Origin of the sequence: Acidovorax sp. JMULE5 (genome assembly GCF_013376875.1) — a bacterium.
Classification (GTDB): domain Bacteria; phylum Pseudomonadota; class Gammaproteobacteria; order Burkholderiales; family Burkholderiaceae_C; genus Acidovorax; species Acidovorax facilis.
On record NZ_CP035951.1, the window covers coordinates 1,253,724 to 1,278,634 of the forward strand.

General features: G+C 64.1%; 18 protein-coding genes. 4 read left to right on the forward strand and 14 right to left on the reverse strand.

Annotated features, from left to right (window positions below; translation table 11 throughout):
* Positions 1 to 110: 110 nt before the first annotated feature.
* Positions 111 to 767: a hypothetical protein gene (locus EXV95_RS05705; RefSeq protein WP_176886135.1), complete on the forward strand. Its 657-nt coding sequence runs from the start codon at positions 111 to 113 to the stop codon at positions 765 to 767.
* Between the two features lie 139 nt (positions 768 to 906).
* On the opposite strand, the gene EXV95_RS05710 is transcribed toward EXV95_RS05705, so the two are convergent.
* The 7 genes from EXV95_RS05710 to EXV95_RS05740 form a co-directional block, all read right to left on the reverse strand.
* A complete protein-coding gene (locus EXV95_RS05710) occupies positions 907 to 1,536 on the reverse strand; it encodes a DUF1569 domain-containing protein (RefSeq protein ID WP_176886136.1) in 630 nt (209 codons plus the stop codon).
* Positions 1,537 to 1,651: 115 nt separating this feature from the next.
* On the reverse strand, positions 1,652 to 2,920 hold the full coding sequence (locus EXV95_RS05715) for a GGDEF domain-containing protein (protein WP_255484938.1): 1,269 nt from the start codon (positions 2,918 to 2,920) through the stop codon (positions 1,652 to 1,654).
* Between the two features lie 255 nt (positions 2,921 to 3,175).
* The gene (locus EXV95_RS05720) at positions 3,176 to 4,468 is read right to left on the reverse strand and encodes a hypothetical protein (protein WP_176886137.1); all 1,293 of its coding nucleotides are present in this window, start codon (positions 4,466 to 4,468) and stop codon (positions 3,176 to 3,178) included.
* Positions 4,469 to 4,638: 170 nt separating this feature from the next.
* The gene (locus EXV95_RS05725) at positions 4,639 to 5,403 is read right to left on the reverse strand and encodes a hypothetical protein (protein ID WP_121420331.1); all 765 of its coding nucleotides are present in this window, start codon (positions 5,401 to 5,403) and stop codon (positions 4,639 to 4,641) included.
* 5 nt (positions 5,404 to 5,408) lie between these two features.
* Positions 5,409 to 5,987, reverse strand: a complete 579-nt coding sequence (locus EXV95_RS05730) for a hypothetical protein (protein WP_121420332.1) — start codon at positions 5,985 to 5,987, stop codon at positions 5,409 to 5,411.
* Positions 5,984 to 6,277, reverse strand: coding sequence for a J domain-containing protein (locus EXV95_RS05735; protein WP_121506194.1), 294 nt, complete (start codon positions 6,275 to 6,277; stop codon positions 5,984 to 5,986). The genes EXV95_RS05730 and EXV95_RS05735 overlap by 4 nt, the downstream gene beginning before the upstream one ends.
* A gap of 67 nt (positions 6,278 to 6,344) precedes the next feature.
* A complete protein-coding gene (locus EXV95_RS05740) occupies positions 6,345 to 7,058 on the reverse strand; it encodes a YebC/PmpR family DNA-binding transcriptional regulator (protein WP_055396756.1) in 714 nt (237 codons plus the stop codon).
* Positions 7,059 to 7,290: 232 nt separating this feature from the next.
* On the opposite strand from EXV95_RS05740, the gene EXV95_RS05745 reads away from it, so the two are divergent.
* Positions 7,291 to 8,520: a nucleoside recognition domain-containing protein gene (locus EXV95_RS05745; protein WP_176886138.1), complete on the forward strand. Its 1,230-nt coding sequence runs from the start codon at positions 7,291 to 7,293 to the stop codon at positions 8,518 to 8,520.
* Positions 8,521 to 8,845: 325 nt separating this feature from the next.
* Complete coding sequence (locus EXV95_RS05750; RefSeq protein ID WP_176886139.1) at positions 8,846 to 11,125, forward strand: EAL domain-containing protein; 2,280 nt, start codon at positions 8,846 to 8,848, stop codon at positions 11,123 to 11,125.
* Positions 11,126 to 11,167: 42 nt separating this feature from the next.
* Here the strand turns inward: EXV95_RS05750 and EXV95_RS05755 are convergent, their stop codons facing one another.
* The 3 genes from EXV95_RS05755 to sbcB form a co-directional block, all read right to left on the reverse strand.
* Positions 11,168 to 12,523 (reverse strand): protein kinase, encoded by a 1,356-nt coding sequence (locus tag EXV95_RS05755; RefSeq protein ID WP_176886140.1) that lies wholly within the window; start codon positions 12,521 to 12,523, stop codon positions 11,168 to 11,170.
* Positions 12,524 to 12,552: 29 nt separating this feature from the next.
* A complete protein-coding gene (locus tag EXV95_RS05760) occupies positions 12,553 to 13,800 on the reverse strand; it encodes a cystathionine gamma-synthase family protein (protein ID WP_176886141.1) in 1,248 nt (415 codons plus the stop codon).
* 148 nt (positions 13,801 to 13,948) lie between these two features.
* Entirely contained in the window at positions 13,949 to 15,394 is a 1,446-nt protein-coding gene (sbcB, locus tag EXV95_RS05765) for an exodeoxyribonuclease I (RefSeq protein WP_176886142.1), read from the reverse strand.
* A gap of 213 nt (positions 15,395 to 15,607) precedes the next feature.
* Between sbcB and EXV95_RS05770 the strand changes: the two genes are divergently transcribed.
* Positions 15,608 to 16,981 (forward strand): lytic murein transglycosylase, encoded by a 1,374-nt coding sequence (locus EXV95_RS05770; protein WP_255484939.1) that lies wholly within the window; start codon positions 15,608 to 15,610, stop codon positions 16,979 to 16,981.
* A gap of 40 nt (positions 16,982 to 17,021) precedes the next feature.
* Here EXV95_RS05770 and EXV95_RS24795 read toward each other — a convergent pair whose 3' ends face one another.
* From EXV95_RS24795 to dnaE, 4 genes are all read right to left on the reverse strand, one after another.
* Entirely contained in the window at positions 17,022 to 18,155 is a 1,134-nt protein-coding gene (locus EXV95_RS24795) for a hypothetical protein (RefSeq protein WP_218135480.1), read from the reverse strand.
* A gap of 276 nt (positions 18,156 to 18,431) precedes the next feature.
* Entirely contained in the window at positions 18,432 to 20,780 is a 2,349-nt protein-coding gene (gene clpA / locus EXV95_RS05780; RefSeq protein WP_176886143.1) for an ATP-dependent Clp protease ATP-binding subunit ClpA, read from the reverse strand.
* A gap of 57 nt (positions 20,781 to 20,837) precedes the next feature.
* Entirely contained in the window at positions 20,838 to 21,206 is a 369-nt protein-coding gene (clpS, locus tag EXV95_RS05785) for an ATP-dependent Clp protease adapter ClpS (protein ID WP_055396693.1), read from the reverse strand.
* 107 nt (positions 21,207 to 21,313) lie between these two features.
* Complete coding sequence (gene dnaE / locus EXV95_RS05790) at positions 21,314 to 24,847, reverse strand: DNA polymerase III subunit alpha (RefSeq protein WP_176886144.1); 3,534 nt, start codon at positions 24,845 to 24,847, stop codon at positions 21,314 to 21,316.
* Positions 24,848 to 24,911 lie beyond the last annotated feature (64 nt).

The window sequence follows — 24,911 nt, forward strand, 5'->3', positions numbered from 1 at the left end:
TTGCACTCCACGTTACCCCAAGCTGCAGCACGCCCTCTCTTGACCTGCATCAATCGTCCCCCCAACATCCGGCCTGCACCGGCCGCGCGTGGCTCTCACAACCGAAACCCATGACTGCCTTCACCCCCCCGCCCCTTTCCGACACCCTGGCCTGGCTGCTGGGCCGTCCTGTCAGCGCCGAAGACGGGCTGCCGGAAGATGAACTGACTGCCGCAAGCCATCGCCTGGGGTGCCAGGTGCCCCCTGCCCTACACGCTTACTACGCCGCCGTGGGCAGGCGTGCCGATTTGATGGCCGGTTTTCAGCGGTTTGCGCCGCTGCAGGATTTGGAGTGCCTGGGCGACAAGCTGCTGTTTCTGGAAGAAAACCAGGCCGTGTGCTGGTGGGCCACCGATACGCAGCAGCGGGTATGGCAAACCACCGACCTGGACGCTCCCGACTGGCACGAGGAAGACGTGGGCCTGGATGCGTTTTTGCACACCATCGCCTACTACCAGATGGCCCAGGGTGGCTACCCGTTCTGCGGCATGCGCGCGTGCCATGGGTTCTCAACGCATGGGGACCTGGCAGCGCTGCTGCACGCCATGCAGGCGCAGGCCGTGGTGAATGTAGCGGGGCTGCGCATCTTGACCGTGGGGCCGCAGGCGCTGGTGTGGTACCTGCATGCCGAGGGGGAGCTTGCAGAGCCGGGCTTGTTCCTGAGCGCCCTGGACGCCGATCGCTTTGAGGCGCTGTGCGCCCAGTGGGACTTTGACGATCTGGGCTGATCTGACAATCAGAAAATGTTAAGAAAAATGGCTCCAGCGCTTATTGAACAAGCGCTAATAGCTATATTGTTTGCAGCAAACAATCTCAGTCAGGGTTGAATTCCGCGGCCCACGCCGCACGGTTGTACCAGCCCTCCGCTCATCCCCGCACATCAAACGCCGACAGGTGATTGGCCAGGTGCATGGCGTGCGCCTGCTCGTACTGCGCGCGGCTCAACGCCCCGTAGGCAAAGTGCGGCTGCAGCGGCCCGGCATGGGCGGCAAAGTCCTGCACGGCCTTGCGCAGCCGGGCCAGGGCCGCTGACGCGTCGGGCGTGGACGCATCCAGCGCGGGCGCGCCGGGAATGGGTTCTGCCAGGTTGTGGCTCATGCGGCCGCGCAGGGCAAACACGTTGAAAGCTGCTGCACCCAGCGTGTTCTGGAACAGCGCCGACTTGGGGGCCGGAAAACCCTGCAGCGAGAACTCGATGCTCTGCGCGCAGTGCTCCAGCGTCTGCGACCAGTTCCAGGCCGTGGCGGGTGCCAGCGGCTGGACCGCCGCGCCTGCAAGGCGTTCTACCTCTTGCATGGCGCCCGCCAGGGTGCCAAAGACGAGTTGCCGATCGTTTCCGGGCCGGTAAAGCAGATAACCAGCACCAGAGACCGCCACCACACCCAGGGTGGCCAACCCCGTACCCGAACGGAGGAACGCCCTGCGCGGTGCAGCGGGTGGTGTGGGCAACACATCGAACGGGGCGCCCGGATTGCTGCCGTGGGGATTGCTTGCCATGGGATGGTGGTCAGGTTGTTGTGGGCCGAAGGGGTGCCCACCATTTTGCCGCCAGCAAATGCTGCAGCGGCGCAGCGAAGGTCGGGCAGCCGACACAGGCGGTGCGTACGGCGGCTCAAGCAGCAGTCGCTGCTGGCGCCACCGGAGTGCCCACGATTTTTTCAGACACTTCCACGCGGTTGCGGCCGCGCTCCTTGGCCAGGTACATGGCCTCGTCGGCGCGCTGCAGCGCAGCGCCCGCCGCGTCGCCGTGGGCACACAGGGTGACGCCCACACTCACGGTCAGCGGGATGGACTGCGGGCCCGTGGCCACTGGCTGGGCTTCGACCAGCGCGCGCAGGCGTTCAGCCACGGCCAAGGCGCCAGCGGCGCTCGCGTTGGGCAGGAAGATGGCGAACTCTTCGCCCCCCAGGCGCCCCATCACGTCTTCCTTGCGCAGGCAGCGGTGGGCCAGCATCACAAAATGGCGCAGCACATCGTCACCCGCCCGGTGACCCCAGGTGTCGTTGATGTTCTTGAAGTGGTCCAGATCCATCACCAGCACGGGCACAGCCGTCCCGGTGCGCTGGGCGGCGCTGATGGCCTTGTCCAGCAGCGTGAGAAACGCGCGGCGGTTGAACACGTTGGTCAGCGGGTCCATCTCGGCCAGGTGCCGCAGCTCGCTGGTGATGAACTCGTTGGCCAGCATCAGCGCACCAAACCCCAGCAACACCACGGCCACAATGGCCTCCAGCAGAACAAACTGCGATACCAGCGTCACCAGTCCTGCGTCTGGCAAGCCGCCGGGCGCAACGGGAGCGAGCTTGAACAGTGCCGGACGCAGCAACAAAAACAGGCCATGCAGACCCGCCACCAACGCAAACAGGTAGCGCGCGGGCACGCGGCGCACGCCACCATCGGCCATCGTGCGCGCCGTGAGCAAAAAGCAGATGCCCGCACCCAGCCCCACAAAAACAAACCGCATGCCCAGATGGGGCTGCACCACGGTGAAATACACCGACGCGACCATCAGGGCACCGATACCCACGACCGCATACCAATGAGAAAACGGGCGTCGCCCCATGTACATGCGGCTGGCCATCAGGCACAGGTAGGCTGCCAGCGACACCGAACCTTGCGAGATCGCCACCGCCACCACCTCGGGAAACCAGTCCCGCACCAGCAGACTCACGCTGAACACCGACCCCAGCAGGAACGACACCATCCACAGGCGCAGGCCGGGGATGTTCCGGTTGAACGACCACACGGCATACAACACCGTGGTGACGAGCGCAGTCAGAAGCGCTGCAATGATGAGGAGTGTGGGGCTGTGCACTTTGAGGGCGGGCTGGCGGGCGGCTGGAATGTTAACCGGACCGCCGCCGGGCACCGTGTCGCGCGGCACCTTTCCTTGACCTGTGTAAAGGTGCCGCCTGGTGCAAATGGGATAAATAGGATGGATGACGGCGCCAAGCCCGCAGCGTGCCGTTCGCGGCTAGGAGGCTGCGCGGCAGAAGGCATCGAAGCGAGACGTGCGAAAACCGAGGATCGCGTGATGCTACCGACAAGCCAAGGGTGGGCCCCTGGGCGCAGGAGGTGGTACCGCGCGAGACCAGTTTATCGCGCGTTGCAGCCGATGTTCCTTCTGCCGCGCAGCCTCCTAGCCCACCACATTGCATTCCCGGCGCAGCAGGGCCAGGGCATCGTGCATCTGGTAGTCCATGTCGCTGAGCAAGGTTTTTTCTGCGTCCTGCACAAAGCTGGTCCACAGCGCGATGTAGTCCTGCTGGTGCACACCCGGCGCGTGGGTGCGGATGAACTCGGTGGCCAATGCGGGCTGCAGGCCGGATTTGCGCAGTTTGCGCACCAGGCTGGCGGCGGTCTTTTCGGTCAGCAGGGTTTTCTTGGGCACACCCGAAGCCAGGCACAGGAACAGCGTGAGCAGCGAATGCTCGTCATCGTTGCCCTGGGTGGTTTTTGTCCAGGTCTTGCTGGCGGGCAGCGGGGGTTCCTCGCCCTCCTCCAGCGCATCCAGGCTGCGGTGAAAGTTGTCCACCTCGGCCAGCGGGTCGTCCAGCAGAAAGTAGCGCGCGCGGAAAGCGCCGGTGGGCCGCAGCAGCGTACGCACCAGTGTGGCGGAATCCAGCAGCCTGGGCAGGTCGGCCAGCACACTGGCGCAGTGCGCCAACACCACCTCGCGCAGTTCAGCAGGCAAGCCGGGGGGCAGGCGCAGCTGTGAAGGCGGCGCCAGCTTCTTCTTGCGCTGTGCCATCAGCATTTTTTCGAACGCGACGGTGTTCGGCCATTCGCCCAGGTCCATGGCCCTGGGCGCCAGGGCCAGCATGAGCAGGCCGGTGCGGATGACGGCTTCAGCATCGGCACCCGCAGCTTCGAGCTCGTCCGGGTCCAGGTCGAACTGCTCGGCCAGCCACTGGGCGGCATGGATGGCCTGCGCAATCTGCGTACGGCGCGCCAGCTCAGCCCGGTAGTCAGCATGGCTGCGCAGTGACCACACGGCCAGCAGCGGGGTCTCGGCATCGGCATAGCCCGCCATGCCAAAGTTGCTGCTCTCGGGCATGCCAATCAGGCGCTTGAGCATGTCTGAGCCGCCCTTGGAGCGCGACAGCAACGAATGGTCGCGCAGCGAGATGGCGGCCTGGTGCAGGTCGCCCTCAGTGGTATCGAGCAGGTACAGGCTGATGAGGTTGACCATGCGGTCACGCGCCTTCTCCAGCTCGGGCCGCAAAAACTCGCTGCCAAAGTAGCGGGCAATCTGCACCATGCCCTTGGGCGCATCGGCATTGATGGCGGCCAGCTTGTCGGCACCAATCACGCCATGCTGGACGCCATAGGCCAGCGCCTTTTCAAAGAATGGGCGGGCGTCGTGCAGTTGCAGGGTGTTCGCGACTGCAACCGGATGGGCATCAGGGGAAGGCGTATCGGGCAGGGTCATGTGGGTATCCATCGCGCTAGGTGTTGCTCACGGGCCCGGCAACTGGTGCGGCCCCAGGCCAGGACCGCCGAGCAAGGGCCGCCCCGCAGCGAGGGCGGTGTCCCCCGTCCCGAATGGCGCAGCCATTCGAGAGAAGGGGGAAGGCGCAAAGCGCCTCAGGGGGTTGTTCTCTAAATCGCCGATTCCTCATCCGACGTACGTGCGGCGGGCGTGGCCTTGCCGCGATCCGTCTCGCTGGTCTCGAATTTGCCGTCGTCTTCCTCGGCGGGTGATTCGTCGCCCTCTTCCAGGCCCAAGTCAAAGGCACGTGCCTTGGCGCGCAGCACCAGCAAGGTTTCGATGAACAGGTCACGGCACTCGTAGCGCAGCAGCCAGGCCATCTGCATCCAGTCACGGTCGGCCACCTCGTCCAGATCGATGCGCGGCTGCACGTAGCCCGAGGCGAGCAGCTCGTCGTCGGTCAGCGTGGGGCCATAGTCTTCCACCGCGTCAAACGTGCCGGTGCGGGCAAAGGCTTCGATGCGGCTCCACTTTTCGGCAAAGTAGTTGGCCAAGGCCTCGGCGCCACCGTCCAGATCGCCAATGGCAGTAAGAAACTCCACCGGGTCGGCATCGTCGCGGAAGATGACCGCGTTGACCATGCTGCGCAGGTGCGTGTGGGTGAGGTCCTTGTACTGCTTTTCAAGCACCATTGCGCGCGCGAACTGCTCAGGCGTCACCAGCATGTTGACCACAGAGGCCTTGGACTCGTCGTACTCGCGCATCACGGCCAGAATGTCCTTGGGGGCCAGCTGGTCCAGCACCACCATCAAGGCGTTGTCGCCCTCGGCATCCGCCAGCTCCGACAAGGCCGATTCGGCGCCCACGATGTCGCCAGCCGCGATCAGGCTAGTGGTCTTGGTGATAAGGGCGAGGTGTTGGTTGTTGCTGCTCATGGTCGTCACTCCTTGCGGTCAAAACCCGCGTCGGCCAGCCAGTTGGAGCTGGCCTCTTCGCGGCTGCGGCTGTTTTGTGGGTCCGCAGCGTCATCGGCGCTCAGTGCGTTGTAGTCGTCATCATGCTCTGCGGCGTCTTCACCGTCATCGGCGTCGCTGTCACCCTCGGCCGACGAGGCCGCATGGTGCGCCAGGCGGGCGTGCTGCTGCAGGTATTCCAGCCCTGCAGCCACAGCCATGAAGCGGGCGCCCTGCGGTTCGCGCAGCACGGTTTGCGCCAGGCTGCTGGCCCAGGGCTCCAGCGCGATGGCAGGCGAGAGGCTGTGCCAGTCGGGCAGTTCGTCCACCGGCAGGCTCAGCAGATGTTCCACCACAGCCGGCTTGGTGAAGCGAAAACCCTGGTGGAACACCACGGCCACCATTTCGGGGGCCAACTCCATCATCTGGACCAGAAAGGCAATCTCGTTGCGCTTTTCGGCCAGCCGCTTGCGCAGCACATCCTTGCCTTCGGAGTCGGAAACCAGGTCGTCCAGCTCGGCCTGGTAGGCAGAGCGCAGGTCATAAAAATAAGGGGAAAGTTTCACGGAGTGGTCGTTGTCAAAATGCGCGAGGAATAGGCTTGCCAGATCTCTTGGGCGGTGTGCAGCGGGTTGTCCAGCAGGTTGCGGCGGCGGTTGTCGTCGTAGGCCTGGCGGGCGGTGTCGTCCGACAGCACTTCATAGGCTTTTTGCACAGCCTGAAAGCGCTGGGCAGCGTCGGGGGCGTCGTTGCGGTCCGGGTGGTAGAACGACGCCTTCTGGCGAAAGGCTTTCTTGATGTCGGCCAGCGATGCGTTGGCCGCAAGCCCGAGGGCGGCGTAGTGGTCTGCGGTCATGGATGATTCAATGGAGCGGGGGCGGGATGAAACTGGCACCGGCGACCAGGCCAGCGGGCCACCACCATCAGCCGCCCAGGCTCACAAACACGTTCTGCACGTCGTCGTTGGAATCGATGGCGGCCAGGAAGTTCTCCACCTCTTCGAGCTGTTCGGCGGTCAGGTTGGCGGGGTTTACCGGGTTTTTAGGCTTGTAGCCCAGCTTGACCGACAGCACATTGAAGCCGTGGGCGGGCAGCGCACGGCTCACCAGATCGAGGTCGGTGGGGTCGGTCCAGAAGGTGGTGGTGCCTTCTTCGTCGCCTGCTTCAAAATCTTGTGCACCGGCTTCGATGGCGGCCAATTCGGGGTCGGCGTCGGGGTTGGCGGGCTCGGCCTCGATCATGCCGACATGGTTGAAGTCCCAGGCCACCGAGCCCGAGGTGCCCAGCTGGCCCTTGCGGAACAGCACGCGCATTTCGGGCGCGGTGCGGTTGACGTTGTCGGTCAGGCATTCGACCATCACGGCGACCTGGTGGGGCGCAAAGCCTTCGTAGATCACGCGCTCGTAGTTCACGGCATCAGCACCGGTGCCCGAGCCCTTTTTGATGGCACGCTCCAGCGTATCTTTGGGCATCGAGGCCTTGCGGGCCTGCTCTACCACCAAGCGCAGGCGCGCATTGCTGGCCGGGTCGGCACCGCCGCGCGCGGCCACGGTGATTTCCTTGACCAGCTTGCCAAACAGCTTGCCCTTGGCGTCGGCCACCTGTGCCTTGCCTTTTGCTTTCCACTGCGCGCCCATGGTGATGTCTTTCTTGGAGTTGTGGCGCGCCAGGGCGCCTGTCGATGTGATGGAGGCCCATTCGAGCACCAAAAGCCCGAAATAAGCCCCTGTGCAGGTTGGAACCGAACCCTATAGGGTACCACCGAGCCACCCGTTGCCTTGCCGCCACGCCCAAGCCTGCGCCCAGCCTGGGGACAGGTAACCTCAGCACCATGCAGGCCCTTCGCTTCCCCGTCATTCAGGACCACTGATGCTCAACACCTTGTGGCTGGGCTTTTTTCTGACCGCTGCCGTGGCCGCACTGGCCCAGTGGCTGGTGGGCGGCAATGCTGAGATCTTTTCGTCGATGGTGCAGGCCCTGTTCCAGATGGCCAAGCTGTCGGTCGAGGTGATGGTGCTGCTGTTTGGCACGCTCACGCTGTGGCTGGGTTTCTTACGCATTGCCGAAAAGGCGGGCATTGTGGACGCTCTAGCGCGCTGGCTGGCACCGCTGTTTGCCAAGCTCATGCCCGAGGTGCCGCGCGGCCACCCTTCGCTGGGGCTGATCACGATGAACTTTGCCGCCAACGCCCTGGGGCTGGACAACGCGGCCACCCCCATCGGTCTGAAGGCGATGAAAGCCCTGCAGGAGCTGAACCCCGAGCACGACACCGCCACCAACGCGCAGATCCTGTTCCTGGTGCTCAATGCCTCTTCGCTCACGCTGCTGCCGGTGACGGTCTTCATGTACCGCATGCAGCAGGGGGCGCCCGACCCGACGCTGGTTTTTTTGCCCATTCTGCTGGCCACATCAGCGTCCACGCTGGTGGGCCTGCTCAGCGTGGCAGTGGTGCAGCGCCTGCCGCTGTGGAGCCCCGTGGTGCTGGCCTATCTGCTGCCCGTCGCACTGGTTCTGAGCGGCTTCATGGCGCTGCTGACCACCTTGAGCGCCGCCGCGCTGGCCCAGTTGTCGTCCTTGCTGGGCAACCTCACGCTGTTTGCGCTGATCGTCCTGTTCGTGGGCATCGGCGCGTGGCGCAAGGTGCCCGTGTACGAAGCCTTCATCGAGGGCGCGCGCGAAGGCTTTGACGTGGCCAAGGGCCTGCTGCCCTATCTGGTGGCGATGCTGTGTGCCGTGGGGGTGTTCCGAGCATCGGGGGCGCTGGGCTATGTGCTCGATGGCATCCGCTGGTGCGTGCAGGTGCTGGGTGCAGACACCCGGTTTGTGGACGCCCTGCCCACTGCTCTCGTCAAGCCGTTCTCGGGCAGTGCCGCGCGCGCCATGCTGATCGAGACCATGCAGACGCAAGGGGTGGACAGCTTTGCGGCGCTGGCTGCAGCCACCATTCAGGGCAGTACCGAGACCACCTTTTATGTACTGGCCGTGTACTTCGGGGCGGTGGGCATTCAGCGTGCGCGGCACGCGGTGGGCTGCGCGCTGTTGGCCGAACTGGCGGGGGTGGTGGCGGCCGTTGTGGTGTGCTATCGGTTTTTTGGTTAAATATATTGAATAAAATGGCCCTATCGCTTATCTATCAAGCGCTAGCAGCTATAAATAAAATAGCAACTTGCTCCTACTCAATTCCGTCTTACTGGGGCCATTCCGACGCTCCCACCGGGGGGTTGCCCCTGAGCGCACCACGGATCCCAAAGACTTCGGGGTGGCTTGCACGGACCATCCAAAGCCAATTGGTGGTTTCCACCATGCGGGCGACTGAGGCGGTACCTATGCTCTGCCTCATGGGTGCGCAAGCGGCGCCACGGCAGCGATCGAGCACGTCGTCCCTTGCTCCAGGGCTCCCGGAAAACGCCCTTCACCACGTTCCATGACATTGCCCCCCAACCCCACAGCGCCCCACGACGCCGAAGAGCGCAGGCACTCCGAGGCCCTGCTCCAGCTGTGCAAACGCCTGGAACGCGCCTGGACCTTGTCCGACGTGCTCGATGCCGTCAAACCCATGGGAGAGAGTGTTTTTGACTACCGCCACATCTGGCTGGCCCTGATTGACGAATCCTCGGGGATGCTGGACTTCCTCACACACACCACCAGTGGTGAGGAGGGTGCCCTGAGCCGTCAGCTGCAGACCATGAAAATCCCCGTGAAGGGGGATGCGCTGCTCGAAGAAATCATGCAGGCCACCCACGTCGTGGTGGTGGAAGATGCCCGCACCGACCCACGCACCAACAAGGCCGTGGTCGCTGTGCTGCACAACCGTACCATCGTCAATGTGCCGCTCATCATGGCGGACCAGCGCATGGGTGCACTGGGCATGGGCACTTATGGCGACGAGGAGGGCGTGCGGCCCCCCAAGCCCTGGCAGATGGCACTGATGCAGGCCACCGCTGGGCATCTGGCCGTGGCACTGGACCGGGTGCGGTTCATGACCGCGCGGCACGAGGCCGAAGAAGCGCTGCTGCAGCAAAAGGAGCGCCTGCAGGTCACCCTGCACTCGATCAGCGACGCCGTGGTCACCACCGACGCCACTGGGCTGGTGCAGTACCTGAACCCCGCAGCCCAGACGCTGACAGGCTGGTCGCTGTCCGCCGCCTGCGGACGCAGGCACCAGGACGTGCTGGGCCTGGCCCCCGAACCTGGCACCCAGGCTGCCCCCGACCTGGTGGGCCGCGCACTGGCGCAAGGCAGCACCCAGTTGCATTCCAAGCTGCGGTCCACACCACTGGCAGGAGCCCCCCTGCTGATGGACCTGTCCGCCTCACCACTGCTGCGCCCCGGCGGGGATGCTGACGGTGTGGTGCTGGTGTTTCGCGACGTGACCGAGGCCAGCCGGCTGAGTCGCGAAATGGAGTTCCAGGCCCTGCACGACACGCTCACGAGCCTGGGCAACCGCCGCGCGTTCGAGCACCTGCTGGCCCAGGCCTTTGCCGCCACGCGGGAGGCCTCCGACCGCCACTGCGTGTGCTACCTCGATCTGGACAATTTCAAGGTGATCAACGACACCTGCGGCCATGCGGCAGGGGACGAACTGCTGCGGCAGGTGGCGCGCCTGTTCCTGGCCCACCTGCAGCCTCAGGATCTGCTGTGCCGCCTGGGAGGCGACGAGTTCGGCATCCTGCTGTGGCAGCAGGACCTGCAACAGACTTTGAAGGTCGCAGAGCGCATGCAGCAGGAACTGGCCGCATTCCGTTTTGGTTGGCGCGACCATGTGTTCAGTGTCAGTGTCAGCATTGGAGCCGTGGTGCTGGATGCCGCCACCGAAAGCGTGGGCGCCTTGCTGCAGGCGGCAGACAGCGCCTGCTACGTGGCCAAGGACAGGGGGCGCAATCGCATCCACGTCTATGCCGAGAACGACCCTGCCCTCGCGCAGCGCTATGGCGTCATGGAATGGGTCAGCCGCATCGAGCATGCGCTACAGCATGACCGGTTTGAGCTGTTTGGCCAGCCCATCGCCCGCCTGGGCACACTGCAGGGCAGCCCGCCGCACGGCCTGCATTGCGAGATCCTGCTGCGCATGCGCACGGCCGACGGCCAACGTGTCTCGCCGGGCGAATTCATGCCCGCCGTGGAGCGCTACCACCTGGCCGCGCGGGTGGACCGCTGGGTCATCAAAAAAGCCCTGGCCTGGATGGCCGAACACCAGGAGCGTGTGGAGCTGTGCTGCATCAACCTGTCGGGCCAGTCCGTGGGCGATGCCGCTTTTTTGGGCCAGGTGCTGCAGGCCATGGACCAGACCCCGGTGCGCTGCGACCGCCTGTGTTTCGAGATCACCGAAACCGCCGCCATGGGCGACCTGGCAGCGGCCAACCGTTTCATCCACGCACTGCGCGCGCGGGGCTGCCAGTTTGCGCTGGACGACTTTGGCAGCGGGTTATCGTCGTATGCCTACCTGCGCGAGCTGGCGGTGGATATGCTCAAGATCGACGGGCAGTTTGTGAAGAACATGGCCGACGACCCGGTGAGCTTCGCCATGGTGAAGTCCATCCACGAAATTGGCTGCCTGATGGGCAAGAAGACCGTGGCGGAGTTTGCCGAAAGCCAGGCCGTCGTGGACCTGCTGACCGGGCTGGGCGTGCACTTTGCCCAGGGATACGCCCTGGGCCGCCCTGCCCCGCTTGACGAGCTGCTACTGCAAACCGTGGTGCACTGACTCCCTGGTTGCCGCGCCAGCGGCGGGCGCAACGGAGGCGCTTCAGCCGCGCGGCGCGGAAGGCGATGCCGGTATTACCGGGGCGGGAGGGGCAGCCACCAGCTCCCACTCGGCCAGTTGCTCGTTGGTCGCAATCAACCGCCCCACCAGCAGCTTGATGAAGGCCTTGTCAAAACACGACTGCAGGTCTTCGGACGCCCCGCGCAGCGCGGGGTTGCGCACCTTGAGCACCAGCACTTCGGACTCGGCCACGGCGGTGGCGGTGCGCAGCCTGTTGTCGGGGCGCAGGTAGGTCATTTCACCCAGGGTAACGCCCGCACTCAGTGTGCTGAGATTCCAGCCCTGGCGACTCACGGCCACCTGGCCCTCGATCAGGATGCAGAACGAATCGCCGGGCGTGTTTTCGCGCATCAGCACCGTGCCCCGCTCCAGCCGCCGCCAGTTGCCCAGGCGCATCAGCTCCCACAGAGCCACGTCGTGAAAGTCGGCAAAAAACGGCAGCGCGCGCAGGCGCGCAAAACGCTCGGCCTCGGTGTCTTGGGATTTTTGGCGGGGCAGGCTCTGGTGGGCGGCCAGCAGCGCCCGTGCAAAATCGTCCCAGGTCGCAAAACGGTCGGAGGGCTGCTTGGCCAGGGCGCGCAGCAACACGTCGTCCACATGGGCTGGCAGCGACGCGCGCAGCAGGCTCGGTGGCGTGGGCGCCTCGTTGCTGATCTTGTAGAGCGTGGCGAAGTCGGTGTCGCCGTCAAACGGGCGGCGGCCCGTGAGCAGCTCGTACACAACAACAGCCAGCGAGAACATGTCGCTGTGGTGCGTGAGGTCGTGTTCACGCACCTGCTCGGGCGACATGTAGGACGGCGAGCCCACCAGGCCCGACAGTTGCGTGGCATCGCTGCGCAGTGACAGCGCCGCACCAAAATCGGTCAGCTTGATGTCGCCGTCTTTGGCCAGCATGAGGTTGGCGGGCTTGATGTCGCGGTGCACCAGGCCTTCGCGGCACGCGTACTCGAGCGCGTTGCAGCACTTGAAGGCAATGTCCAGCACCTGGGGCACGGGCAGCAGTGCATCCGGCGTGGCATAGGCTGACAGGGGCTGGCCATCCACATATTCCAGCACCAGGTAGGGGGGCAGCGCCTCCTCGTCCGCATCGAGCAGGCGCACGATGTTGGGGTGGCGCAGGCGGCCCGACAGCGCGGCCTCGTTGCGCAGCAGCTTGCGGTAGCGCTCGGCCTGCTCGGGTACTTTGAGCAGATGGGCATGCGTCTGCTTGATGGCCACCTTGCGCCCCCTAAAGCCGTCCAGGCCCAGAAACACGATGCCGCTGGCACCCCGGCCCAGTTCACGCTCGATGCGGTACTTGCCGATGCTGGCGGGGGGCGCCGAGGTTGCTGTGGCCATAAGGGACTCCAGGGCGGGTATTTGACAGGTCAGGCGCCTGCAAGGGCCTGCTCAAAGTCAGCGAGCAGGTCTTGTGGGTCTTCCAGGCCCACTGACAGGCGGATCATGCTGTCACCAATGTCCATGGCGGCACGCACGGCGGGGCCGGCCTCCCAGAAGATCGTGTGCGCCACGGGAATGATGAGCGTGCGCGTGTCGGCCAGCCCCGTGGCCTTGATGGGCAGCTGCAGGCGGTTGCACACGGGTAGGCACTGGGCCGGGTCACGCAGCTCGAACGACAGTAGCCAGGAACCCGCCTGGAGGAGCTTTTTGGCAAAGGCATGCTGGGGGTGCGAAGGCAGCATGGGGTACAGCACGCGCGAGACGGCCGGGTGTGCCTCCAGCCACTGCGCCAAGGCCAGGGCCGTGGCACTGGTGCGGTCCATGCGCAGCGACAGCGTTTCAGCCCCCAGCGCCAGCTGGTGCGCAGCATGGGACGACAGCGTGCCACCCATGTCGCGCAGGCCCTTTTTGCGCAGCTGCTGAAGCCCCCAGCCCTTGGGGTCGCCCTTGCGGTAGGGCGCAAAGATGTTGGGGTAGCCCGACCAGTCGTACAGCCCCGTATCGGTGATAGCGCCACCCAGCGCAGCGCCCTGCCCGCCGATGCTTTTGGTGAGCGAATTGACCACCAGGCCCGCGCCCACCGTGGCAGCGCGGAACAGATAGGGCGATGCCACGGTGTTGTCCACCACGTAAAGCACGCCACGTTGCTGGCACAGCGCGCCAATGCCTTCCAGGTCGGGGATCTGCGTGCCCGGGTTGGCAATGGTTTCGACAAACACCATGCGGGTGTTGGGGCGCAGGGCAGCGGCCACTTTGGCCGCGTCGGTCACGTCCACCGTGGTCACTTCAATGCCCAGATCGGCCAACGTGCCGAACACGCTATTGGTGTTGCCAAACACGAACTGGCTGGCCACCAGATGGTCACCCGCCTTGAGCAGGGTGAGGAACACCGAGCAAATGCCCGCCATGCCGGTGGAGAAAACGATGGAGCCGTGCCCGCGCTCCATCTGCGTGATCTTGGCCTCCAGCGCCGCCGTGGTGGGCGTGCCCTGGCGCGCATAGTTGAAGCCGCCCTTGCTCGTGCCCTGGAACACGGCGATCAGCTCTTCCATCTTCTCGTACCCGTACTGAACGGACGTATGGATCGGCTTGTGGATGGCCCCATGCTCGGCGCCGCCCAGGCGGTCGGCGTGCACGATCTGGGTGGTGAAACTGTGGTTCTGCGGTGTCGTCATAAAAATCTGCGCTGTTTCTGCGGGGCTACTTACAAGACGGGGCGATCACTACTGGCGCGCCCTGATGCCAGTGCACCCGTGGAACTGGCTCCGCCAGGCCACCGGGTGCGTCCCCCTCCGGGGGAAGGCGCGCAGCGCCTCAGGGGGGCTACCGTTCAGGTGCGATGTGCTCCGCGTAATCGTACAAGGCGCCCAGGATGTCCTGGGTACGGTCGTCATCGGCGGTTTCCGACATTTCATCGATCTCGGTGAACAGCTGCTCCACCGTGCGCGCCCCGCCCTGCCCGTCGAACAGGCAGGCAGCGCGGTGAGCCTCCCAGCGTTCCTGCTCATCGGGCGATAGCGTTTGCGGAAAATTGCGCGCCCGGTAGCGCCACAGCAGCTCGGCCAGGCGCGGGTCATCAAAGTTCGCACGCGCCTTGGCCAGCTTGTCGCCGTTCAGGGTGCGCAGGTCGTTCAGCAGGCGCCGGTCGTTGTTGCCCACAAAACCGCCGTACAGGTCCTGATCCACATCCTGCGCCGGCTCTTGCGGGCGGGCAAACACTGCGGGCCAGATCCCGCTCATGTCGGGCAGCGCGCGCGCCACCTCGGCGTGCTGCGCGGCCTGGGCCAGGTCGATGCCCCAGCGCTGGGCCAGCGCGGGCGTGAGCGTGTTCACATTGCCCACCACCATGGGTGACTTGTTCAGGTGGATGGTCTTGATGGGCAGGCGCGTCACGCCCTCGGGCAACGCGTCGGCCTTGCTGAACATGCGCAGGCGGATGTCATCCACATTCAGCGTGGCCAGCTCGCGCGGGTCGTGGGCCAGGTCCCAGGCGATCAGCTCGTTTTTGTTGGTAGGGTGGCTGGCCAGCGGCCACATCACGGCCAGGCAACCGCGCTCGGTGGGGAACATGCCGGACACATGCAGAAACGGCCGCGCCGTGCTGGTGGTGGCGGGCAGGCGCAGCTCGGCGGCCACGCGGTCTTTCTTGTGCAGGCTGAGTGCAAAGTCAAACAGCTTGGTGTTGTGCTGGCGGATCAGCCGAGCCAGCGCAATGGTGGCGCGCACGTCTGACAACGCATCGTGCGCGGCCTCGTGCAACAAGCCGTTGGCTTTGGACAGGTGCTCCAGTTTGAAGCTTGGCGAGCCGTCTTCCTTTTTGGGCCAGTTGATGCCGTCGGGCCGCAGCGCATAGGTCATGCGCACCACGTCCAGCAGGTCCCAGCGGCCGCACTGGTTTTGCCACTCGCGCGCATAGGGGTCAATGAGGTTGCGCCAGAACATGAAGCGCGTGATCTCGTCGTCAAACCGGATGGTGTTGTAGCCCACACCAATGGTGCCGGGCTGGGCAAACTCAGACTCGATGCGCGCAGCGAACGTGTGCTCGGGCACGCCCTTTTCCAGGCACAGCTGCGGCGTGATGCCGGTGATGAGGCACGACACCGGGTCGGGCAAGTAGTCGTTGGCAGGTTGGCAATAGAACATCAGCGGCTCGCCGATTTCGTTCAGCTCCGCGTCCGTGCGGATGGCCGCGAACTGCGCAGGCCGGTCGCGGCGCGTGTTGGCACCAAAGGTTTCGTAGTCGTGCCAGAGGAAGGTGTGGGGGGCCATGGTCGATGGGCAAACAGGGGGCGACAGAAGAACAGGGCGAGGGATACCGTGAACTGTAACCTGATTTACAAGCTTTTTAGGCCCCTAGCGCATACTGATAAAGCGCTAGCAGCTATAAAATATATAGCAAATACAAATACCTCATCGGATGCCGCTTCACGCCGTGATACACCTGCAGCGCAGCACCGCCGCTGCAGCGCGGGACAATGGCGCATGCAAAGCACCCACCCAGCCAATCCCTCCGTTTCGCGGCTCCGCCCTTCCCTTTTGTCCTCTTCGTCCCCACTTTCCCTCGCAGCATGTTGGGCAGCCCTGGCTCTGGCGGGCTGCGCCGCAGCGCCCCCCCATCGCCCGGACGCGGTGAAAACACCGCCGCCAGCCAGCGCCCCCCCTGCCACCACCAGCACACCGGCCCAAGATGCCGCTGCATCTACCGGCAGCCCCACCGCTGGCGTGGACCATGCGGCAGGCTTTGCCGCATGGCGCGACGCGTTTTCGGCGCAGGCCTTGCAGGCGGGCATCCAGCCCCGCACGGTGCGCGAAGTGCTGGGCCAGGCGCAATGGCAGCCGCGTGTGGTGGAGCTTGACCGGGCACAGCCTGAATTCACGCGCACACCCTGGGCCTACCTTGACAGTGCGGTGTCGCCGCAGCGCATTGCCCAAGGCCAGGCCAAGCTGGCCGAACACAGCGCCACGCTGGAAGCCGCCGCCGCCCGCTATGGCGTGCCTGCCACCGTGATCACCGCCATCTGGGGCATGGAGAGCAACTACGGCAGCAATTTCGGGACGTTCCGCACCGTGGACGCGCTGTCCACGCTGGCCTATGAAGGCCGCCGCCGCGCCTGGGCCCAGGCCGAACTGCTGGCCGCGCTCCGCATCGTGGACCAGGGCGACATCGCAGCAGACCGCATGCTCGGCTCCTGGGCCGGCGCCATGGGGCACACGCAGTTCCTGCCCTCGGTGTTTCTGGCCTACGCCGTGGATGCCGATGGCGATGGCCACCGCGACATCTGGGGCAGCATCCCGGACGTGACAGCGTCTACCGCGCATTTCCTGGCGCGTTCGGGCTGGCAGGCGGGCGAACCCTGGGGGGTGGAGGTGCAGTTGCCCGCGTCTTTCGACCACGCCCGCGCAGACCCTTCCGTACGGCAGACCACGGCCCAGTGGGACGCTGAAGGTGTGCGCGGCATCGACGGGCAGGCATTGCCCACCCTGGCCTCCGCGTCCATCGTCACGCCCGCAGGTGCCCGAGGCCCGGCCTTTCTGGTAGGGGGCAATTTCCGGGTCATCCTGCGCTACAACAACTCGGTCAACTACGCGCTGGGGGTGGCGCTGCTGGCGCGCCAGATTGGCGGTGGCGGGCCCGTGGTTGCCGCCTGGCCGCGCGACCTTGCACCCCTTTCACGCCAGCAATTGCAGGAGCTACAAGAGGCGCTCAACCGCAAGGGATTTGCAGCCGGCACCCCGGACGGCGTGATGGGCCCCGCCACCCGCGCAGGGCTGCGAGGCTACCAGCGCAGCATCGGCGTTGTGGCGGACGGCTATCCCACCGTGGAACTGCTGGAGCGGCTTACGGCGCGCCAGTAGACAGAGCCCTAAGGCCTGCCCAGTTGGCCGCCCCACGGAGTCATGGCGTCACCAGCCCGTCCATGCGCACGACCTCGAAGTCGCGGCCCAGCACTTGGCGCAGTTCAGACTTCAGGCGATCGTTGTTCCAGCGTTCGTCCGGCGCCCCGCTCAGGAACCAGTTGGAGCCGTTGTCGGCCACCATCATCCCGTGGGTCTTGAGGGCGGTGAGGATAGCCTGCGCTTCGGCAGAGAAGCCCGGCGGGATCGCATAGCCCGCCTTCAGGCGCACGCGCATGCCCATGGGGGGAAGGTTGGGGCTGGTATTGCTCGATGCCCAGTGGGTCGCGGGCGGCACATAGGCGCGGCGGGTCTGGCTGACGGTAAAGCGCAGCGCGTGGCGGATGCCACCGGCGCCCAGCGACGCCTCGTCGTACCGCACCAGGCCCGGAAAAATCGGCAGGCCCGCTGCGTCTGCGCTGGTCCATCGCGGCCTGGCGGTGGGACGCACGTTGTTGCCGTCCAGGTGAAAGACAGCACCACCCGACGCACGCCAGCTGCCGTCGGACTGCGGGTAGCTGTTGCCGGTTTCATACAAGCGGTTGTTGTCGCGGTCGATCACGATCACGTGGCGGTCACCCGCGCTGGAAGGACCGCCTTCAATAGGCGCGTTGGGCGGAATCGGGTACGGGCCTGCATCACTCTCGTCGCCGTAGTCGGTGAACTGCACCGCCACACGCGGCTGGGTACCTGCCACCACCACATAGGGAATGCCGATAGGCGCGCCGTCCCACAGGCCCGCGCCGAAATCCGGGAACAAACCCCGGGTGAGGCCAATGCCGGCGATGAGGTTGTCAGAGTTGGGATCGATGGGGAGCCCACTGATATCCGCGTTCCAGTCATTGTTGGCTGGGAACGGCACTGCGCCATTGAGCGGCGCGCCCACACCCAGGGTTGCGCCGCGCACATCGCCATACACATGGCCCCCGGGGGGCGGAGCTGGCGCTGGCGCGCCTGGCGCCGGGGAGCCCGGAGGCGGCGAAACCGGCGCCGCATCACCCCCGCCGCCACCACAAGCTGCCACCAGTGCACCAAAACTGGCAATGGCGAGGCACCTGCTGATCGCTCCCAGACGCCACTTGCGAGAGGAGGCACCGGGAAACATCGGGGCGGAAGGTGTGGGGGTCATGGTCATGGGGGCGTCTCCTCAATCAGCGCGCAGTATGCCGCCCCAAAGGTGCTGGTTCGCCGCGGAACTGTGCGAAAACGTTTCAATGATTTTGGGGCACCGGACGGCGTTCGCGCACACCAGTTCGGTGATCCAGCTCGTCAAAATCGCCGGTGCAGACTTCGCCACCACCACGCTGTAGACACCGCACTACGGACGAAAAAAAGCCAGCCATCGCAATGATGGCTGGCTTCGGGAGGGTGCCGGTGTGTGTCGGCAAAGCGCCAATGGCGCCAGTGCCCATCAGTCCGCTGTGGCTTCCTCGGGCTCGGCGGGCTCGGACTTGGCCGAGCGTTCCTTCTTGACCAGCGGCTGGATGTCCAGCAGCACCTCGGAGGTTTCCACGCCCTTGTCGTCGGTCTTCACCTCGATATCGACCGTCAGACGCCCACCGTCCGTCAGGCGACCGAACAGCAATTCGTCGGCCAGCGCACGGCGGATGGTGTCCTGGATCAGGCGCTGCATCGGGCGGGCGCCCATGAGCGGATCGAAGCCCTTCTTGGCCAGGTGCTTGCGCAGCGTGTCGGTGAAGGTAACCTCCACCTTCTTCTCGGCCAGCTGCGTCTCCAGCTGCAGCAGGAACTTGTCCACCACGCGCAGGATGATCTGCTCGTCGAGCGCCTTGAAGTTGACGATGGCGTCCAGCCGGTTGCGGAACTCGGGCGTAAAGAGGCGCTTGATGTCGCCCATTTCGTCGCCCGCCTGGCGCGGGTTGGTGAAGCCAATCGTCGCCTTGTTCATGGTCTCGGCGCCCGCATTCGTCGTCATGATGATCAGGACGTTGCGGAAGTCGGCCTTGCGCCCGTTGTTGTCGGTCAGCGTGCCATGGTCCATCACCTGCAGCAGCACGTTGAAGATGTCCGGGTGCGCCTTCTCGATTTCGTCGAGCAGCAGCACAGCGTGCGGCTTCTTGGTGATGGCTTCGGTCAACAGGCCACCCTGGTCGAACCCGACATAGCCCGGAGGCGCACCAATCAGGCGGCTGACCGCATGGCGCTCCATGTACTCCGACATGTCGAAGCGCAGCAGCTCGATGCCCATGATGTAGGCCAGCTGCTTGGCCGCCTCGGTCTTGCCCACGCCGGTGGGGCCGCTGAACAGGAACGAGCCGATGGGCTTGTCGCCCTTGCCCAGACCGGACCGCGCCATCTTGACCGCGCTGGCCAGCACTTCCAGAGCCTTGTCCTGGCCGAACACCACACTCTTCAGGTCGCGTTCCAGCGTCTGGAGCTTGCCACGGTCGTCATTGGACACATTCGCAGGCGGAATACGCGCAATCTTGGCCACGATCTCTTCGATCTCGGCCTTGCCGATGGTCTTCTTGCGCTTGCTCGGCACCATGATGCGCTGCGCAGCACCGGCTTCGTCAATGACGTCAATCGCCTTGTCAGGCAGATGGCGGTCATTGATGTACTTGGCGCTCAGCTCGGCTGCAGCCTGCAGGGCGGCCGCCGCGTACTTCACGCTGTGGTGCTCTTCAAAGCGCGACTTCAGGCCCTTGAGGATGTCGATGGTTTCGGCCACGCTGGGCTCCACCACGTCCACCTTCTGGAAACGGCGCGACAGCGCTGCATCTTTTTCGAAGATGCCACGGTATTCCGTGAAGGTCGTTGCGCCAATGCACTTGAGCTGGCCGCTCGAAAGCGCGGGCTTGAGCAGATTGGAGGCATCCAGCGTGCCGCCCGACGCGGCACCCGCACCGATCAGTGTATGGATCTCGTCGATGAACAAAATCGCATTGGGCTTGTCCTTCAGCGACTTGAGAACACCCTTGAGGCGCTGCTCAAAATCACCCCGGTACTTGGTGCCTGCCAGCAATGCACCCATGTCGAGCGAGTACACCGTGGCCTCTGCCAGGATTTCAGGCACATCGTTCTGGGTAATCCGCCAGGCCAGACCCTCGGCAATCGCCGTCTTGCCCACGCCAGCTTCACCCACCAGCAGTGGGTTGTTCTTGCGGCGCCGGCACAGGATCTGGATCGTGCGCTCCACCTCGTAGTGGCGCCCGATCAGCGGATCGATCTTGCCGTCTTTGGCGGCCTGGTTCAGGTTCTGGGTGAACTGTTCCAGCGGCGAGGCTTTTTCGTTGCGCTCAGAAGAACCACCCTCTTCACCTTCCGCCTGGTTGTCCGGCTTGGAAGGCTCTGGGGGTTCGCCCTTCTTGATACCGTGGGCAATGAAATTGACCACGTCCAGGCGCGTCACGCCCTGCTGGTGCAGGTAGTACACGGCATGCGAATCCTTCTCGCCAAAGATGGCCACGAGCACGTTGGCACCCGTGACTTCCTTCTTGCCATTGCCCGTAGACTGCACGTGCATGATGGCGCGCTGGATCACACGCTGGAATCCCAGCGTGGGCTGCGTGTCCACCTCATCGGTGCCTGCCACCTGGGGCGTGTTGTCTTTGATGAAGTTCGCCAGCGATGAGCGCAGATCATCGATATTGGCCGAACATGCGCGCAGCACCTCCGCTGCGCTGGGGTTATCGAGCAGTGCAAGCAACAGATGCTCCACGGTGATGAACTCGTGGCGCTGCTGACGGGCCTCTACAAAGGCCATGTGCAAGCTGACTTCCAGTTCCTGGGCAATCATGTGAACTCCTTTGTGCTTGCGTGGAAGGGATAACTGTAGATCGGGATCAAAAACCTGTTATTCAACAGGTTCACTGACACATTGGAGTGGGTGGCCCGCCTTGAGGGCGGCGTCAAGCACTTGTTCCACCTTGGTGGCAGCCACATCGCGGGAATAAACACCGCAGACGCCTTTGCCATCGAGATGGATCTTCAACATGATCTGGGTGGCTTGTTCACGGTCCTTGCTGAAAAACTCCTGCAAAACCACGATGACGAACTCCATGGGGGTGTAGTCGTCATTGAGCATGACCACCTGGTACATCTGCGGCGGCTGGGTCTTCTGGGTGCGTCTTTCGAGCACGACCGAACCGCCATCATCCCGCGCGGGCCGGGTCACGGGCAGCGCGGTTGGGGGTGAAGGTGGTTTTGTTGCCATGAAAATCATTCTAGCGATCCGCGCGGCATGCTGCCGTGAGAGAAATCTGACGTTGATCCGGTTTTTTTCAAGCTGTCGCCTTCACGATATTCGCCGGATGGCACCCAACACCTGATTTATTCGTAAACCACGGTGGCCGAACCACTGCCCGCCTGGGCGGTCCAGGCGGCCAGCGCAGCATCAGTGGGATAAAAACGGGCGCTCTCACCCAGTTGCAGTTCCGCCACAGCAGCCGCGTCCTGCGCCACACAGCGCACCCCCATGCGCACACGCAGACCGTGGAGCAATTCACCCTCGGCAAGCTCCTCTCTGCGCGGCGGGAACTCCTTGACCAGGCGGTGCACATCCGGGCCCTTGTCGCCGACGGTGACATGCAGGTATTTGCCAAAACGGCAACGCGCCCCTGCCAAGTCCCACACCTGTTGCACCTTCACGCGCAGGCCACCGCTGAAATGGTCCAGTTGCAAACGGCCCATCATCACCACGAACTCATCTTCCTTGAGCTGATTGCGGTACGTGTTGAGCAAGGCCTCATCGGCAGACGCCTCAATGACGGCAGACTTGTCGTCCAGTTTGAACAGGCCCAATTTGCCCCGCTGTCCATTGATGACCCGGAAATCACTGATGATCCCGGCCAAGACCTGGGGTTCGCGACTGTCCAGCAGCTCATCGATCTGGGTGCGCACAAAGCGGCGCACCTCCGTGGCCACTTCATCGAACAGATGGCCGGACAGATAGAAACCGACCGCCGTTTTCTCCAGGGTGAGTCGCTCCTTGATCCCCCAAGGAACAGCGTCCACCAGCTCGGGCTCCTGCGTACTGGAACCGTGGGCATCGTCGCCCATCATGTCGAACAATCCACCTTGGTTCACGTTAGCCAGCGTGGCGGCCGCAAAGTCAAAAGCCCGGTCGATGGACGCCACCATCGATGCCCGGTTCATGTTGATGGAATCAAATGCACCCGCCTTGATCAGCGCCTCCACCGTGCGCTTGTTCATGCGCGCCTTGTCCACACGCAGGCAGAAATCGAAAAGGCTCTTGAAAGGCCCGGTGGTGGCGCCGTGGGGCCCTTCGCCACGCCCCTCGCGCGCCGCCACCATGGCCTCGATGGCCTGCTGGCCCGTGCCCTTAACGGCGCCCAGGCCGTAGCGGATGATTTTGTCGGTCACGGGTTCGAACCGGTAGAAGCCACGGTTGACGTCCGGCGGCTCGAAAGAGAGCCCCATTTTTTGCGCGTCTTCGAACAACACCTTGAGCTTGTCGGTGTCATCCATTTCCACGGTCATGTTGGCGCAGAAGAACTCTGCGGTGAAGTGCACCTTGAGCCAACCCGTGTGGTAAGCCAACAGGGAATAAGCCGCCGCATGTGACTTGTTAAAGCCGTAGCCTGCAAACTTCTCCATCAAATCGAACACTTCGTCAGCCTTCTCCTGGCTGATGTTCTTTTCGGCCGCACCCTTTCGGAAGATCTCCCGGTGCTCGGCCATCTCCTCGGCCTTCTTCTTGCCCATGGCGCGGCGCAGCATGTCGGCGCCGCCCAGGCTGTAGCCCCCCAGAACCTGGGCGGTCTGCATCACCTGCTCCTGGTACACCATGATCCCGTAGGTCTCGGCCAGCACGGGCTCCACCAGCGGATGGGGGTACTCCACCACTTCCTTGCCGTGTTTGCGGTTCACGAAACTCGGGATCAGATCCATGGGACCCGGACGGTACAGCGCGTTCAGTGCAATCAGGTCTTCAAGCCGACTCGGCTTCGCTTCCTTGAGCATGCCCTGCATGCCACGGCTTTCAAACTGAAACACGGCCTCGGTCTTGCCGTCGGAAAACAGCCGGTAGGTGGGGCCATCGTCCAGCGGAATGTTCTCGAAGGCGAAGTTCTCCTGGCCTTTGTGGCGCTTGATGATGAACTCACGCGCGATTTCCAGAATGGTGAGAGTGGCGAGACCCAAGAAGTCGAACTTCACAAGGCCAATAGCTTCCACGTCGTCCTTGTCGTACTGGCTCACAGCCGATTCGCTGCCCGGCTGCTGGTAGAGCGGGCAGAAATCCGTGAGCTTGCCAGGCGCAATCAAAACCCCACCCGCGTGCATACCGATGTTGCGGGTCATGCCTTCGAGTTTTTGCGCCATCTCGATGATGGTCTTGACGTCTTCTTCCTTCTGCACGCGTTCGTACAGCAGCGGCTCCAGCTCCAGTGCGTAGTTGTTCTTGTCGCCTTCCTTTTTCACCTCGGGCGGATAGGCCAGCGTGTACGACATGCCGGGCTTGCCCGGTACCAGCTTGGAGATGCCGTCGCAGAACATGTAGCTCATGTCCATCACCCGGCCCACGTCGCGGATGGCGGCTTTGGCAGCCATGGTCCCGAAGGTGGCAATCTGGCTCACGGCATTCTTGCCGTACTTGTCCTTCACATAGTCGATCACCCGGTCACGATTGGACTGGCAAAAGTCAATGTCGAAGTCAGGCATGGAAACCCGCTCGGGATTCAGAAACCGCTCGAACAGCAGGTTGTATTGCAGCGGATCCAGGTCGGTGATCTTGAGGGCATATGCCACCAGCGAACCGGCACCCGATCCTCGCCCCGGCCCCACGGGGCACCCGTTGGCCTTGGCCCACTGGATGAAGTCCCCCACGATGAGGAAGTAGCCCGGAAAACCCATCTTGAGAATGGTTCCGATCTCGAACTCCAGGCGTTCCACATAGCGGGGACGCTGCTGGTCGCGGTCGGACTCCTTGGGGAAGAGAAGCTTCAGGCGCTCCTCCAGCCCCTCGAACGAGGCAAAACGAAAGAACTCATCAATCGGCATGCCATTGGGGGTGGGAAAGTCCGGCAACTGCGGCTTGCCAAGCACCAGCGTGAGGTTGCAACGTTGGGCGATTTCCACCGTGTTCGCGATGGCCGACGGAACATCAGCGAACAAGGCCTGCATTTCTGCAGACGACTTGAAATACTGGTCGCGCGTGAACTTGCGCACGCGGCGGGGGTTGGCCAGGATCTCCCCCTCTGCAATACAGACGCGCGCCTCGTGGGCCTCATAGTCGTCAGGAGTGGCGAACTGCACAGGATGTGTGGCCACCACGGGCAAGCTCAGGCGCGCCGCCAACTGCGCAGCAGCCACCACGTGGCCTTCATCGTCCACACGGCCCGCACGCTGCAACTCGATGTAAAACCGGTGTGGAAACAGCCCAGCCAGGCGCAAGGCAAGCTCTGCGGCGCCCGACTCGTCCCCCTTCAGGAGAGCTTGGCCCACGGGCCCAGCCTGTGCCCCGGCCAGGGCAATCAACCCTTCCGACAACTCTTCCAGCCAGGCCCAGGTGCACAGCGCCAGGTTCTTGACGACATTGCGCGTCCACGCGCGCGCGAGCAGTTCGGACAGATTGAGGTAGCCCTGGCGGTTCTGCACCAGGACGATCAGGCGTGAGGGGGCTGCGCCCGCTTCGCCTTCCAGAAAAATCTCGGCCCCCAGGATGGGCTTGACGCCCTTGCCCCGCGCCTCCTTGTAGAACTTGATCGCGCCAAAAAGGTTGTTGAGATCGGTGATGGCCAGTGCAGGCTGGCCGTCTTTGGCAGCCGCCTTGGCCACCTCATCGATTCGATTGGTACCGTCTACGACGGAGAACTCGGTGTGCAGGCGCAAGTGAACAAACATGGGGGCCATTGTAGAAAGCCCAGCACCTCCACCGAGAGAAAGCTGGCAGCGCAACGCCTCTTGA

What these genes read in the sequence shown, in the direction of transcription:
- EXV95_RS05705 (WP_176886135.1), top strand. Translation starts at nt 111, where the DNA reads ATGACTGCCTTCACCCCCCCGCCCCTTTCCGACACCCTGGCCTGGCTG.
- EXV95_RS05710 (WP_176886136.1), bottom strand. Translation starts at nt 1,536, where the DNA reads ATGGCAAGCAATCCCCACGGCAGCAATCCGGGCGCCCCGTTCGATGTG.
- EXV95_RS05720 (WP_176886137.1), bottom strand. Translation starts at nt 4,468, where the DNA reads ATGACCCTGCCCGATACGCCTTCCCCTGATGCCCATCCGGTTGCAGTC.
- EXV95_RS05725 (WP_121420331.1), bottom strand. Translation starts at nt 5,403, where the DNA reads ATGAGCAGCAACAACCAACACCTCGCCCTTATCACCAAGACCACTAGC.
- EXV95_RS05735 (WP_121506194.1), bottom strand. Translation starts at nt 6,277, where the DNA reads ATGACCGCAGACCACTACGCCGCCCTCGGGCTTGCGGCCAACGCATCG.
- EXV95_RS05740 (WP_055396756.1), bottom strand. Translation starts at nt 7,058, where the DNA reads ATGGGCGCGCAGTGGAAAGCAAAAGGCAAGGCACAGGTGGCCGACGCC.
- EXV95_RS05745 (WP_176886138.1), top strand. Translation starts at nt 7,291, where the DNA reads ATGCTCAACACCTTGTGGCTGGGCTTTTTTCTGACCGCTGCCGTGGCC.
- EXV95_RS05750 (WP_176886139.1), top strand. Translation starts at nt 8,846, where the DNA reads ATGACATTGCCCCCCAACCCCACAGCGCCCCACGACGCCGAAGAGCGC.
- EXV95_RS05755 (WP_176886140.1), bottom strand. Translation starts at nt 12,523, where the DNA reads ATGGCCACAGCAACCTCGGCGCCCCCCGCCAGCATCGGCAAGTACCGC.
- EXV95_RS05760 (WP_176886141.1), bottom strand. Translation starts at nt 13,800, where the DNA reads ATGACGACACCGCAGAACCACAGTTTCACCACCCAGATCGTGCACGCC.
- sbcB (WP_176886142.1), bottom strand. Translation starts at nt 15,394, where the DNA reads ATGGCCCCCCACACCTTCCTCTGGCACGACTACGAAACCTTTGGTGCC.
- EXV95_RS05770 (WP_255484939.1), top strand. Translation starts at nt 15,608, where the DNA reads ATGCAAAGCACCCACCCAGCCAATCCCTCCGTTTCGCGGCTCCGCCCT.
- EXV95_RS24795 (WP_218135480.1), bottom strand. Translation starts at nt 18,155, where the DNA reads ATGACCATGACCCCCACACCTTCCGCCCCGATGTTTCCCGGTGCCTCC.
- clpA (WP_176886143.1), bottom strand. Translation starts at nt 20,780, where the DNA reads ATGATTGCCCAGGAACTGGAAGTCAGCTTGCACATGGCCTTTGTAGAG.
- clpS (WP_055396693.1), bottom strand. Translation starts at nt 21,206, where the DNA reads ATGATTTTCATGGCAACAAAACCACCTTCACCCCCAACCGCGCTGCCC.
- dnaE (WP_176886144.1), bottom strand. Translation starts at nt 24,847, where the DNA reads ATGTTTGTTCACTTGCGCCTGCACACCGAGTTCTCCGTCGTAGACGGT.